This is a genomic window from Microbacterium sp. 13-71-7, assembly GCF_002257455.1.
Lineage (GTDB): Bacteria > Actinomycetota > Actinomycetes > Actinomycetales > Microbacteriaceae > Microbacterium.
The window spans coordinates 1-13,607 of record NZ_NCKN01000106.1 but is presented as its reverse complement, the minus strand read 5'-3'; the positions used below and the strand labels follow the sequence as shown (position 1 = coordinate 13,607).

The following is a 13,607-nucleotide window of genomic DNA, read 5'->3' as shown; positions in this document are numbered from 1 at the left end:
CCTGCAGGAGACGGCGCCGGCCGCCCTCGCCGAGATCATCCGCACCGCCGCGGACAGCGCCGGCACCTGATCGCGTCGACGGACTCAGGATTGTGACGCCGCGTCTCACCGCCCGCACCCCGCGATGAGGCGCCGCCCTAGGCTCGACCGCACAGCACCACCCGCACCGTCAGCACCACCAGTACCTACAGAACCGCCGAGAGGATCCCCCGCATGCACCGCACCCGCGCAGCCCTCGCCCCGCGCCGGCCCCGCGCGCCGCGCCGCGCCGCCGTCGCCCTGATCACCGGACTGACGGCCGCCGCCCTGATGCTGTCCGCCTGCACCGGATCGCCCTCCCCCTCCGGCAGCGGCGCCGCGGGAGCCGCCGACGCGAACGCCGCTCTCACCGTGGGACTCGTGCTCGAGCCGTCGAGCCTCGACATCCGGCACACGAGCGGCGCCGCACTCGAGCAGGTGCTCGTGGACAACATCTACGAGGGCCTGGTCAGCCGCACCCAGGACAACAAGATCATCGACCGGCTCGCGAAGAGCCACGAGATCTCGTCCGACGGGCTCACCTACACCTTCGTGCTCAACGACGGCATCACGTTCCACAACGGCGCGAAGCTCACCTCCGCCGACGTCGCCGCCTCGCTGCAGACCGCCAAGGACGACAAGACCGTGCAGGGGCACGCCGACCTCGCCGACGTCGCTGCGATCACGGCCAAGGACGACAAGACCATCGTCATCACGCTCACACAGCCGAGCCAGAACTTCCTGTTCAGCCTCACCGGCACGGCGGGGCTCGTGTTCCAGAAGGGCGACACGACAGATCTGCAGGCCGCGGAGAACGGCACCGGCCCGTTCACGCTCACGCAGTGGAAGAAGGGCGACTCGCTCTCCTTCGCCCGCAACGACAAGTACTGGGGCACGAAGGCCGGGGTGAAGAGCATCGTGTTCGACTACATCCCCGACTTCACCGCCGGGGTGAACGCCGCGCAGAGCGGCACGCTCGACGTGCTCACCGCGGTCGACGCGAACCTCGCCCCGCAGCTCGACAAGAACGGGACCTTCACCCTCACGAAGGGCCGGACCACCGACAAGGGCACGCTGGCGTTCAACAACGCCAAGGCGCCTCTGAACGACCAGCGCGTCCGCGAGGCGCTCCGCCTGGCGATCGACCACAAGGCGATCATCGAGGCCCGCGGCGTCGGCACGACGCTGTACGGCCCGATCCCCCAGCTCGACCCGGGTTACAAGGACCTGTCGAGCACGGCGCCGTACGACCCGGAGAAGGCCAAGGCGCTGCTCAAGGAGGCCGGCCAGGAGAACCTGTCGCTCACCCTCACGATCCCCTCGTTCTACGGCACCACGGTGCCGCAGCTGCTCACGAGCGACTTCAAGAAGGTGGGCGTGACCCTCACCGTGAACTCGGTCGAATTCCCCGCCTGGCTGGACTCCGTCTTCACCAAGCACGACTACGACCTCAGCTTCGTGCTGCACGTCGAGCCGCGCGACTTCGGCAACTTCGCCAACCCCGACTACTACTTCGGATACAACAACCCCGAGGTGCAGAAGCTCTACACCCAGTCGCAGACCGAGCTGGACGCGAAGAAGTCGGCGGACCTGCTCTCCCAGGCCGCCGAGATCGTCGCGAAGGACGCCGCCGCCGACTGGCTGTACGAGGATCAGACGCTGACCGCGGTGCGCGCCGGAGTGAACGGCTTCCCGAAGGACTCGATCAACTCGCGGCTCGACCTGCGCGGCGTGACCGTCTCGAAGTAGCCTCGGCTCTGTGCTCCGCTATGCGCTCACCCGAGGAGCCCTGCTCATCGCGGGGCTCCTCGTCGCGAGCGCGCTGATCTTCCTCGCCCTGCGGGTCTTCCCCGGCGATGTGGCGCAGCTGCTCGCGGGAGACAAGGCGACGCCGGCCCAGGTCGACGCGATCCGCAAGGCCCTCGGGCTGGATCAGCCGCTCGTGCTGCAGTACCTGGGCTGGATCGGCGGCGTGCTGCACGGCGACCTCGGCACGTCGCAGCTGAACGGCGCCTCCGTCGCCGCCGAGCTCGCGCAGAAGGCCCAGGTGACGGTACCGCTCGCGACGCTGTCGCTGCTCGTCGCCCTGGTGATCGCCGTGCCGCTGGGCATCGGATCCGCCATGCTGCGAGGGCGGGCCGCCGGCACCGCGCTGAACACCGCGGCGCAGGCGATCGCCGCCGTCCCCGTCGTATGGGCCGGCATGATGCTCGTCGTCGTGTTCGCGGTGTGGCTGGGGTGGCTGCCGGCGCAGGGCTTCCCCCGAGGGGGCTGGGCGGATCCGGGAGCGGCGCTGCAGGCGCTCATCCTCCCCGCGCTCACGATCGGCGCGATCGAAGGGGCGCTGCTGCTGCGCTTCGTGCGCAGCGCGACGCTGCAGGCCGCGTCGCAGGACTTCGTGCGCACGGCCGCGGCGAAGGGCCTCACCCGCAACCGCGCCCTGATCCAGCACGGCCTCCCTGCCGTGGGCCTCTCGATCATCACGGTCCTCGGCATCCAGGTCGCCGGCATCATCGTCGGATCCGTGGTCGTCGAGCAGCTGTTCACGCTGCCGGGGATCGGGCGCATGCTCGTCGCCGACGTCGGCACGCGCGACCTCGTGAAGGTGCAGGGCGAGCTGCTCGTGCTCACGGGGATGGTGCTCGTCATCGGCTTCGTCGTCGACCTCGTGCATCGCGCTCTCGACCCCCGGCAGCGGGAGGCCGACGAATGACCGGCGACCAGGCCGTCGAGCGGCCCAGGGACAGGCCGAACGCGTTCCGCCGCCTCCTCTCCGCCGCGTCGGGGATGTTCGGGCTGATCGTCGTGGCCGTGATCCTCGCCACCGCACTGGTGTCGCTGTTCTGGACGCCGTTCGACCCCCGCGCCACCGACGTCGCGTCGCGCTGGCTGCCGCCGGGGTGGCCGCACCTGCTCGGCACCGACCTCACCGGGCGGGACATCCTGAGCCTGATCATGGCCGGATCCCGCACGACCGTGCTCGTGGCGGTCGGAGCGGGCGTGATCGCGACGTTGATCGGGCTCGCCCTCGGCGCCCTCGGCGCGCTCACCGCGCGCGGGGTGCGCGAGACCGTGGCGGTGCTCGTCGACGTCCTCATCGCCTTCCCCGTGCTCATCATCGCCATGCTCATCTCCACGGTGCAGGGCGGATCCCTCTGGGTCGTGGTCTGGGCGGTGGGCATCGGCTTCGGCGTGAACGTCGCCCGGGTCACCCGCCCCGAGCTGCGCCGCGTGCAGCACAGCGACTTCGTCGTCGCGGGGAAGGCATCGGGCCTGAGCCCCCTGCAGAACCTGGTGCAGCATCTGCTGCCCAACATCGCCCCGGTGTTCATCGTGCAGCTGAGCTGGGCCATGGCGACGGCCGTCCTCGCCGAGGCGGGCCTGTCCTACCTCGGCTTCGGCGCGTCGGTCGTCGACCCGTCCTGGGGCATCCTGCTGGCCGACCTGCAGCGCTACATCCAGATCCACCCGCTCACCGTGGTGTGGCCAGGGCTCGCGATCACGGTCACGGTGCTCGCGTTCAATCTGCTCGGCGACGCGCTGCGCGACGCGACCGATCCCACGCTGCGCACCGGACGGCGTCCGTCGAGCCGGGCCCGCGCCGGCGTGGCCCGTCTGCCGGAGGTCACCGCATGACGCTCGAGGTGACCGACCTCGTGATCGAGATCGACGGCCGCAGGGTCGTGGACGGCGTGTCCTTCGCGGTGCCCGACGGCGCGCGCGTCGGCCTTATAGGCGAGTCCGGATCGGGCAAGTCGCTCACGGCGCTCGCGCTCATGGGGCTGCTGCCCGACGGCGCTTCGGCCTCGGGCAGCGTGCGCTGGAACGGGCGCGAGATCCTGGACCTGCCCGACCGCGAGCTGGCCGGGATCCGCGGCGACGAGATCGGCATGGTCTTCCAGGAGCCGCGGACCGCGCTCAACCCGATCCGCACGATCGGGCGTCAGATCGCGGAGACCATCCGCATCCACGAGCGCATCGACCGCCGGGCCGCCCGCGTCCGCGCCGTCGCCGAGGCGGCCCGGGTCGCGCTGCCGGATCCGGACCGCATCGTCGACCGCTACCCGCATCAGCTGAGCGGCGGCCAGCGCCAGCGCGCCGCGATCGCGATCGCCCTCGCCGCGCGCCCCCGCCTGCTCGTCGCGGATGAGCCCACCACCGCCCTCGACGTCACGATCCAGGCCGGCATCCTCACGCTCCTGCTCTCGCTCGTGGAGTCGGACGGGATGTCGCTCGTGTTCATCACGCACGACCTCGCCGTGCTCGCGCAGGTCGCCACGCACGCCGTGGTGCTCGCCGACGGCCGCGTGGTCGAATCGGGGCCCATCGAGACGCTGCTGACCGCGCCGGCGTCGCCGATCACACAGGGCCTGCTGCGCGACGCGACCGCGACGCTGTGGCGCGGGGAGGACGAGGGATGACCGAGAACCCGCTGATCCGCGCCCGCGGGCTGCGCCGGGAGTACCTCGCTGCGCGGAAGGAGCCGTTCGCCCGGCGCGCCCGCACCGTCGCGCTGGACGACGTGGACCTCGACGTGACCGCGGGCCGCGCGCTCGGCATCATCGGCGAGTCCGGATCCGGCAAGTCCACCCTGATCCGGCTGCTGCTGGGGCTCGACCGCCCGACCGCCGGCACCGTCCACGTCGACGGACGCCCGGTGGACGCCGCCGCCTCGGCACGGGCGCTGCACTGGCTGCGCCGAGAGACCGGCCTCGTGTTCCAGGATCCGTACGCCTCGCTGGATCCGCGGCAGTCGGTCGGACGGATCGTGTCGGAGCCTCTGCGCGCGCTCGACATCGACGGCGACCACCGCGCCAGGGTCGCCGAGGTGCTCGCCCAGGTCGGCCTCGACCCGGCGGCGGCATCGCGCTACCCGCACGAATTCTCCGGCGGTCAGCGTCAGCGCGTGGCGCTGGCCAGGGCGATCGCGCACCGCCCCAGGATCCTCATCGGCGACGAGCCGCTGTCGGCCCTGGACGTCACCGTGCGCGCGCAGATCCTCGACCTGCTGCGAGGCCTCAGCCGTGACGGCATGACCCTGGTGCTCGTCTCGCACGACATCGGCGTGGTGCAGAACCTGTGCGACGACGTCGCCGTGATGAAGGACGGCCGGATCGTCGAGCACGGCCCCACCTCACGCGTGCTGCACCACCCGGAGCAGGACTACACGAAGCGCCTGCTCGCGGCGATCCCGGTCATCCCGCGGCGCTGAGCTACAGCGACTTCTGCAGGAAGAGCACGTCCAGGGTGCGGCCGAACTTCACGCCGACGCCCTTCAGATGCCCGGCGTCCACGAAACCGTAGCGGCGGTGCAGGGCGATCGAGGCCGCAGCCGCCGTGGGCTCGATGACCGCGATGAGCTCGTGCAGTCCCGCCTTCGCCGACGCGTCGAGGAGCGCCTCCAGCAGCGCCTTCCCGAGTCCGCGCCCCGCGGCGGCGGGGCTCAGGTAGATCGTGTTCTCCGCGCTGAACCGATAGGCCGACTTCGCGCGCCAGTGCTGCGCATACGCGAAGCCGAGCACCGCGCCGTCGGCGTCCTCCGCGACCGGCGCGACGACGGTCAGGGCCAGCCCGTGACCGAGCAGGGCCGTGGCGAGTTCGACGGCGTCGCCGGTCACGCTCTCGCGCACCCCGCCGGGGTCGCGGATCTCATCGACCCGCACCTCGCCCACGACCACCACACCATGCTCGCTCATGCCGCCCCCATCTCTCCGGACGGACTCCGGAGTTCTCCCCAGGCTACTCCGGAGCGCCGCCAGGACCGGGGATCCCCGGGGCCTATCCTGGGCGCCATGAAGACACGCAGCGTCGCGGTCGCTCTCACCGTGCTCGCCCTCGCCGCCGCGCTGGCCGCGTGCAGCCCCACGACCCCCGGCGCATCCGGCGGATCCCCTTCGGCGACCGGATCCGGCGCCGCGTCGGCGACCACGACGCCGTCCTCCGGGAAGGGCGGATCGCCGACGCCCACCCCGACCTCGACCCCGGTCGCCCTGCCGAAGGACTGCACCGCGATCCTGTCCGCCGATGTCCGCTCGCAGCTCGGCGACATCCCGTTGAACTCCCCCGCGTTCGGACCGAGCGGCGTGCAGTCCGACGGGAGCTTGATCTGCATCTGGGCGGATCCGAAGGCCGACACGACGAGGATCACCACGACGATCTCCCGCAAGGCCCGCGGCGAGGCGCTGGACATGCTGAACGGCCTCGTCAAGATCGAGGGCTACAGCTGCTACACGCCGGACAAGGGCACGCGCTGCGAGAAGGAATGGCCGGACCCGACCTATCCGGTCACCGACGGTCGCACGCTGTTCTGGCGCGACGACGTGCTCATCGACACCCGCTATTCCAACCTCGCCCCGACCGGCTACACCTCGAGCATCGTGGCGAGCGTCTTCCCCTGAGCGGGCGCCCCTGAGGCGGGAACGCGAAAGACCCCCGGATCCGTGTGGATCCGGGGGTCTTCGTCAGACGATCAGTCCGTCACTCAGTTGTAGGTGCCGGGCGTGATGTCGTCGGTCGAGAACGCGTCGAAGTCGACGTAGCCGAAGTCTCCGTCGGCGTACGCACCGTCGGATGCGAAGATCCGGTTCGGGTAGCGCTCGCTCTTGGCCTCCTCGGTCGCCTCCACCGTGATGTCGCGGTAGCGGCGCAGGCCGGTCCCCGCGGGGATCAGCTTTCCGATGATGACGTTCTCCTTGAGGCCGACCAGCGGGTCGCTCTTGCCCTCCATGGCGGCCTGCGTGAGCACGCGGGTCGTCTCCTGGAAGGATGCGGCCGACAGCCACGACTCGGTCGCGAGCGACGCCTTCGTGATACCCATCAGCTCCGGACGGCCGGACGCCGGGCGCTTGCCCGCCGCGACGGCCTCACGGTTGACGTCCTGGTAACGACGGGCGTCGAGCATCTCGCCGGGCAGCAGGGTCGTGTCGCCGTGGTCGACGACGGTGACCTTGCGCAGCATCTGGCGCACGATGACCTCGATGTGCTTGTCGTGGATCGGCACACCCTGGGAGCGGTACACGCCCTGCACGCCGTTGACGAGGTAGCGCTGCACCTCGCGGGCGCCCATGACGCGCATGACCTCCTTGGGGTCGAGCGTTCCGACCTGGAGCGGCTCGCCGACGACGACGTGCTGGCCGTCCTCGACGAGGAGCGTCGCACGCTTCAGCACCGGGTAGACCACTTCCTCGTCGCCGTTGTCGGGCGTGAGGATGACCTTCTTCGACTTGTCCGTCTCCTCGATCGTGATGCGGCCATCGGCCTCGGCGATCGGGGAGGCGCCCTTCGGGGTACGCGCCTCGAAGAGCTCCTGGACACGCGGCAGACCCTGCGTGATGTCACCGGCGGAGGCGAGGTGGAAGGTACGCATCGTCAGCTGCGTTCCGGGCTCACCGATCGACTGGGCCGCGATGATGCCGACGGCCTCGCCGATGTCCACCGTCTTGCCGGTGGCCAGCGAGCGGCCGTAGCACTGCGCGCAGACGCCGACGGCCGAGTCGCAGGTCAGCACGGAGCGGACCTTGATGGTCTCCACGCCGAGCGCGACCAGCTTGTCGATGAGCACGTCGCCGACGTCCTCACCGGCGCTGGCGAGAACCTCGCCGGCCTCGTTCACGACGTCGGACGCGAGCGTACGGGCGAACACGGAGTTCTCCACGTTCGCGTCGCGCACCAGCTCGCCGGCGCTGTTCGGCGCGGCGATCGGCAGCTCCAGGCCCTTCGACGTGCCGCAGTCGTCCTCACGGATGATGACGTCCTGCGAGACGTCCACCAGACGACGGGTCAGGTAACCCGAGTCGGCGGTGCGCAGAGCGGTGTCGGCGAGACCCTTGCGGGTACCGTGCGTGGCGATGAAGTACTCCGCCACCGACAGGCCCTCGCGGTACGAGGAGATGATCGGACGCGGGATGAGCTCACCCTTGGGGTTGTTCACCAGACCGCGCATACCCGCGATGTTACGGATCTGCAGCCAGTTACCACGGGCGCCGGAGGACACCATCCGGTTGATGGTGTTGTCGACCGGGAAGTTCGCCATCATGGCCGCCTGGACGTCGTCCGTCGCCGCGGTCCAGATCTGGATGAGCTCCCGACGACGCTCGGCGTCGGTGATGAGGCCCTTGTCGTACTGACCCTGGACCTTCTCGGCCTGCTTCTCGTAGCCCGCGACGATCTCGCCCTTGTTCGGCGGGGTGACGACGTCGCTGAGCGCGACCGTCACGCCGGAACGCGTGGCCCAGTAGAAGCCGGCGTCCTTGATCCGGTCCAGCGACGCGGCCGTCTCGACCTTCGGGTACTCCTCGGCCAGCTTGTTGACGATCTGGGACAGCTTGCCCTTGTCGGCGACGCCGCGCACGAAGGGGTAGCCCTTCGGGAGCGTGTCGTTGAAGATCGCCTGGCCGAGCGAGGTGTCCACGAGGCCGTGGCGCTCGTAGCCCTCGGGGGCCTCGCCCTCGAGGAACGTCAGACCCGGGATGCGGATGCGGACCTTGGCCTGCAGGTCGAGGGTGCCCTCGTCCTTCGCCAGGATCGCCTCGCCCACGGAGCCGAACGCACGCCCCTCGCCGACGGCGCCTTCCTTGACCGTGGTCAGGTGGTGCAGGCCGATGATCATGTCCTGCGAGGGCAGGGTGACCGGACGGCCGTCGGACGGCTTGAGGATGTTGTTCGAGGCGAGCATCAGCACGCGGGCCTCGGCCTGAGCCTCGACCGAGAGCGGCAGGTGCACGGCCATCTGGTCACCGTCGAAGTCGGCGTTGAACGCCGCGCAGACGAGCGGGTGCAGCTGGATGGCCTTGCCCTCGACGAGCTGCGGCTCGAAGGCCTGGATGCCCAGGCGGTGCAGGGTGGGGGCGCGGTTCAGCAGCACGGGGCGCTCGCGGATGATCTCCTCGAGCACGTCCCAGACCTCGGGACGCATGCGCTCGACGGCGCGCTTGGCGGCCTTGATGTTCTGCGAGTGACCCAGGTCGATCAGGCGCTTGATCACGAACGGCTTGAACAGCTCGATCGCCATCGTCTTGGGCAGACCGCACTGGTGCAGCTTGAGCTGCGGTCCGACGATGATGACCGAACGGCCCGAGTAGTCCACGCGCTTGCCGAGCAGGTTCTGGCGGAAGCGACCCTGCTTTCCCTTCAGCATGTCGCTGAGGGACTTCAGGGCGCGGTTGCCGGTGCCCGTGACGGGACGACCGCGGCGGCCGTTGTCGAACAGCGCGTCGACGGCCTCCTGCAGCATGCGCTTCTCGTTGTTCACGATGATCTCGGGGGCGCCGAGGTCGATCAGACGACGAAGACGGTTGTTGCGGTTGATCACACGGCGGTACAGGTCGTTCAGGTCGCTGGTCGCGAAGCGGCCACCGTCCAGCTGCACCATCGGGCGCAGCTCCGGCGGGATCACCGGCACGACGTCGAGCACCATGGCGGCCGGGCTCATGCCGGTCTCCAGGAACGAGTTCACGACCTTGAGGCGCTTGATCGCACGGATCTTGCGCTGACCCTTGCCCTCGGAGATCTGCAGGTGCAGCTTCTCCGACTCGGCGGCGAGGTCGAAGGCCGCGAGGCGGCGCTGGATCGCCTCGGCGCCCATGTGGGCCTCGAAGTACTGGCCGAACCGGTCCTGCAGCTCGTGGAAGACGTCGTCCTCGGGACGGAGGGCGCCGACCTCGAGGGTGCGGAAGTCCTCCCACACGCGCTCGAGCTTGACGATCGCCTCGTCAGCGCCCTTGCGGATCAGGGACATCTCCTTCTCGGCGGCGTCCTTGACCTTCTTCTTCGCGTCGGCCTTGGCACCCTCGGCCTCCAGGGCCGCGAGCTCCTCCTCCAGCTTGGCGAGGCGCTCCGCGATCTTGGCGTCGCGGCGGTCGCCGAGCGTCTTCAGCTCGAGGCGGATGTTGTTCTCCTGGGTCGCCAGGTCGCGGTGACGCGCGTCCTCGTCGACCGAGATGACCATGTACGCGGCGAAGTAGATGACCTTCTCGAGGTCCTTCGGCGCCATGTCCAGCAGGTAGCCGAGGCGCGAGGGCACGCCCTTGAAGTACCAGATGTGGGTGACGGGCGCGGCGAGCTCGATGTGGCCCATGCGCTCACGGCGCACGGAGCTCTTGGTGACCTCCACGCCGCATCGCTCGCACACGATGCCCTTGAAGCGCACGCGCTTGTACTTGCCGCAGGCGCACTCCCAGTCGCGGGACGGGCCGAAGATCTGCTCGCCGAAGAGGCCGTCCTTCTCCGGCTTCAGCGTGCGGTAGTTGATGGTCTCGGGCTTCTTGACCTCGCCGTAGGACCACTTGCGGATGTCGTCTGCGGTGGCCAGACCGATGCGAAGCTCATCGAACGTTGTTGCGTCGAGCACTAGTTCTCCTGTGTCTCAATAAAAACTGTTGATTGAGGGCCCCGAGGGCCCGTCGAATCGGTTCTGGCTCAGATCTCGTCGATCGAGGCGGACTCGAAGCGGCTGGAGATGTTGATCCCCAGCTCCTCGGCGGCGCGGAAGGCCTCGTCGTCGGTGTCGCGGAGGTTGACCGCCGTGCCGTCGGCCGAGAGGACCTCGACGTTCAGGCAGAGCGACTGCATCTCCTTCATGAGCACCTTGAACGACTCCGGGATGCCCGGCTCCTGGATGTTCTCGCCCTTGACGATCGCCTCGTAGACCTTGACGCGGCCGAGGATGTCGTCGGACTTGATCGTGAGGAGCTCCTGCAGCGCGTATGCGGCGCCGTAGGCCTCGAGCGCCCACACCTCCATCTCACCGAAGCGCTGGCCGCCGAACTGGGCCTTACCGCCGAGCGGCTGCTGGGTGATCATCGAGTAGGGGCCCGTCGAACGCGCGTGGATCTTGTCGTCGACGAGGTGGTGGAGCTTCAGGATGTACATGTAGCCCACGGAGATCTGCCCCGGGAACGGCTCGCCGGAGCGACCGTCGAACAGGGTGGTCTTGCCGGTCGAGTCGATCAGGCGCACGCCGTCACGGGTCGGCAGCGTCGAGTCGAGCAGACCGGAGATCTCCTCCTCGCTGGCGCCGTCGAACACCGGGGTCGCGACCTTGGTGCCGGGGGCGACGTCGAACGCCTCCTCGGGAAGGCGCGCGGCCCACTCCGGGTTGCCCTCGATCTTCCAGCCCTGTGCGGCGATCCACCCGAGGTGGGTCTCCAGCACCTGGCCGAAGTTCATGCGGCCCGGGATGCCGAGCGGGTTCAGGATCACGTCGACCGGAGTGCCGTCGGCGAGGAACGGCATGTCCTCGACGGGCAGGATCTTCGCGATGACGCCCTTGTTGCCGTGACGGCCGGCGAGCTTGTCGCCCTCGGTGATCTTGCGCTTCTGGGCGATGAAGACCACGACGCGGCGGTTGACGCCGGAGCCGAGCTCGTCGTCGCCGTCCTCGGCGTTGAACTCCTTGACCGCGATGACGGTGCCCTGCTCGCCGTGCGGCACCTTCAGGGAGGTGTCGCGGACCTCGCGGCTCTTCTCGTTGAAGATCGCGCGGAGCAGGCGCTCCTCGGCCGAGAGCTCGGTCTCGCCCTTCGGGGTGACCTTTCCGACGAGGATGTCGCCGGGGCGGACCTCGGCGCCGATGCGGATGATGCCGCGCTCGTCGAGGTCCTTCAGGAGCTCGGGGCTGACGTTGGGGAGGTCACGGGTGATCTCCTCCTTGCCGAGCTTCGTGTCGCGCGAGTCGACCTCGTACTCCTCGATGTGGATCGAGGAGAGGGTGTCGTCCTTCACCAGGTCCTGGCTGAGGATGATCGCGTCCTCGAAGTTGTGACCCTCCCACGTCATGAAGGCGACGAGGAGGTTCTTGCCGAGCGCGAGCTCGCCGTTCTCCGTGGCGGGACCGTCCGCGATGACCTCGCCGACCTCGACGCGCTCACCGGCCGAGACGACGACCTTCTGGTTGTAGGACGTGCCGTGGTTCGAGCGGTCGAACTTGCGGAGGTAGAACTCCTGCGTGCCGCCCTCGTCGAGCATGACCACGACGCGGTCCGCGGAGACCTCGGAGACCACACCGGCCTTGTCGGCGGTGATCACGTCACCGGCGTCGATGGCGGCGTAGCCCTCCATACCGGTGCCGACGTACGGCGACTCGGAACGGAGCAGCGGCACGGCCTGGCGCTGCATGTTGGCGCCCATGAGCGCGCGCTGCGCGTCGTCGTGCTCGAGGAACGGCACGAGCGAGGTCGCGACCGACACCATCTGGCGCGGGGAGACGTCGATGTAGCCGATCTCCTCGGGGAGGAACATGTCGACCTCGCCGGATCCGCCCTTCGGACGGGCCAGCACGTGCGCCTCGGTGAAGCGGCCGTCCGCGGCGAGCGGGGCGTTCGCCTGGGCGATGTTGAAGTCGACCTCCTCGGCGGCGGTCAGGTAGTCGATGTGCTCGGTGACCTTGCCGTCCTCGACCTTGCGGTAGGGGGTCTCGATGAAGCCGAACGAGTTGATCCGCGCGAACGTGGCGAGCGAGCCGATCAGACCGATGTTCGGGCCTTCCGGGGTCTCGATCGGGCACATGCGGCCGTAGTGCGAGGGGTGCACGTCACGGACCTCGACGCCGGCGCGGTCGCGGCTCAGACCACCGGGGCCCAGGGCCGAGAGGCGGCGCTTGTGGGTCAGACCCGCGAGCGGGTTGTTCTGGTCCATGAACTGCGACAGCTGCGAGGTGCCGAAGAACTCCTTGATCGCGGCCACGACGGGGCGCACGTTGATCAGGGTCTGCGGGGTGATCGCCTCGATGTCCTGCGTGGTCATGCGCTCGCGGACGACGCGCTCCATGCGCGACAGGCCCGTGCGGACCTGGTTCTGGATGAGCTCGCCGACGGCGCGGATGCGACGGTTGCCGAAGTTGTCGATGTCGTCGGTCGCGAGACGGATCTCCGCCTTCTTGCCGCCGCGGATCCCCTCGAAGGTCTCCACGTTCGCGTGCAGGCGCACCAGGTACTTGATCGTCTCGACGACGTCCTTGACCGTGAGGACGGACTCGTCCAGCGGGGTGTCCAGGCCGAGCTTCTGGTTGATCTTGTAGCGACCCACCTTGGCCAGGTCGTAGCGCTTGGCGTTGAAGTAGAAGTTGTCCAGCAGCGCGCGGGCGGCCTCGGCGGCGACCTGCTCGCCCGGACGGAGCTTGCGGTAGATGTCGCGGAGCGCGTCCTCCTTGGTGAGGATCGTGTCCTTGGCCAGGGTCTCCTCGATCGAGGCGAAGCCGGCGAACTCGGCGAGGATCTCCTCGCTGGTCAGGCCCAGCGCCTTGAGGAAGACGGTGACGGACTGCTTGCGCTTGCGGTCGATGCGCACGCCGACCTGGTCGCGCTTGTCGATCTCGAACTCGAGCCAGGCGCCACGGGACGGGATGACGCGCGCGGAGACGATGTCCTTGTCGCTCGTCTTGTCGGGGGTCTTGTCGAAGTAGACGCCCGGGGAGCGGACCAGCTGCGAGACGACGACGCGCTCGGTGCCGTTGATGATGAACGTGCCCTTGGCGGTCTGCAGGGGGAAGTCGCCCATGAAGACCGTCTGGGTCTTGATCTCACCGGTCTGGTGGTTCATGAACTCGGCCTCGACGTAGAGCGGGGCCGCGTAGGTCTTGCCGCGCTCCTTGC

9 protein-coding genes are annotated in these 13,607 nt (G+C 69.2%); 6 read left to right on the top strand and 3 right to left on the bottom strand.

Annotation, left to right across the window (positions count from 1 at the left end; genetic code table 11):
- The first annotated feature begins 213 nt into the window (after positions 1-213).
- From B7X32_RS11530 to B7X32_RS11510, 5 genes are read left to right on the top strand one after another with little or no spacing between them, the layout of a single operon-like run.
- Entirely contained in the window at positions 214-1,767 is a 1,554-nt protein-coding gene (locus B7X32_RS11530; protein ID WP_292719640.1) for an ABC transporter substrate-binding protein, read from the top strand.
- A 10-nt stretch (positions 1,768-1,777) separates the two neighbouring features.
- Positions 1,778-2,731 carry an ABC transporter permease gene (locus tag B7X32_RS11525; RefSeq protein ID WP_292719638.1) on the top strand — a complete coding sequence of 318 codons (954 nt, stop codon included), beginning with the start codon at positions 1,778-1,780 and terminating at the stop codon, positions 2,729-2,731.
- Positions 2,728-3,654: an ABC transporter permease gene (locus B7X32_RS11520; protein ID WP_292719636.1), complete on the top strand. Its 927-nt coding sequence runs from the start codon at positions 2,728-2,730 to the stop codon at positions 3,652-3,654. The genes B7X32_RS11525 and B7X32_RS11520 overlap by 4 nt, the downstream gene beginning before the upstream one ends.
- A complete protein-coding gene (locus B7X32_RS11515) occupies positions 3,651-4,439 on the top strand; it encodes an ABC transporter ATP-binding protein (protein WP_292719634.1) in 789 nt (262 codons plus the stop codon). Before B7X32_RS11520 ends, B7X32_RS11515 begins: the two co-directional genes overlap by 4 nt.
- On the top strand, positions 4,436-5,230 hold the full coding sequence (locus B7X32_RS11510) for an ATP-binding cassette domain-containing protein (RefSeq protein ID WP_292719632.1): 795 nt from the start codon (positions 4,436-4,438) through the stop codon (positions 5,228-5,230). The genes B7X32_RS11515 and B7X32_RS11510 overlap by 4 nt, the downstream gene beginning before the upstream one ends.
- Before the next feature lies 1 nt (position 5,231).
- On the opposite strand, the gene B7X32_RS11505 is transcribed toward B7X32_RS11510, so the two are convergent.
- Positions 5,232-5,714 (bottom strand): GNAT family N-acetyltransferase, encoded by a 483-nt coding sequence (locus B7X32_RS11505; RefSeq protein ID WP_292719630.1) that lies wholly within the window; start codon positions 5,712-5,714, stop codon positions 5,232-5,234.
- Positions 5,715-5,810: 96 nt separating this feature from the next.
- Here B7X32_RS11505 and B7X32_RS11500 point away from each other — a divergent pair, with 96 nt between their 5' ends.
- The gene (locus B7X32_RS11500) at positions 5,811-6,416 is read left to right on the top strand and encodes a hypothetical protein (RefSeq protein ID WP_292719628.1); all 606 of its coding nucleotides are present in this window, start codon (positions 5,811-5,813) and stop codon (positions 6,414-6,416) included.
- An 83-nt stretch (positions 6,417-6,499) separates the two neighbouring features.
- Here B7X32_RS11500 and rpoC read toward each other — a convergent pair whose 3' ends face one another.
- Both rpoC and B7X32_RS11490 read right to left on the bottom strand, forming a co-directional pair.
- On the bottom strand, positions 6,500-10,366 hold the full coding sequence (gene rpoC, locus B7X32_RS11495; RefSeq protein WP_292719626.1) for a DNA-directed RNA polymerase subunit beta': 3,867 nt from the start codon (positions 10,364-10,366) through the stop codon (positions 6,500-6,502).
- A 68-nt stretch (positions 10,367-10,434) separates the two neighbouring features.
- Positions 10,435-13,607: DNA-directed RNA polymerase subunit beta (locus tag B7X32_RS11490; protein WP_292719624.1), on the bottom strand; the 3,173-nt coding region annotated here is incomplete at its 5' end.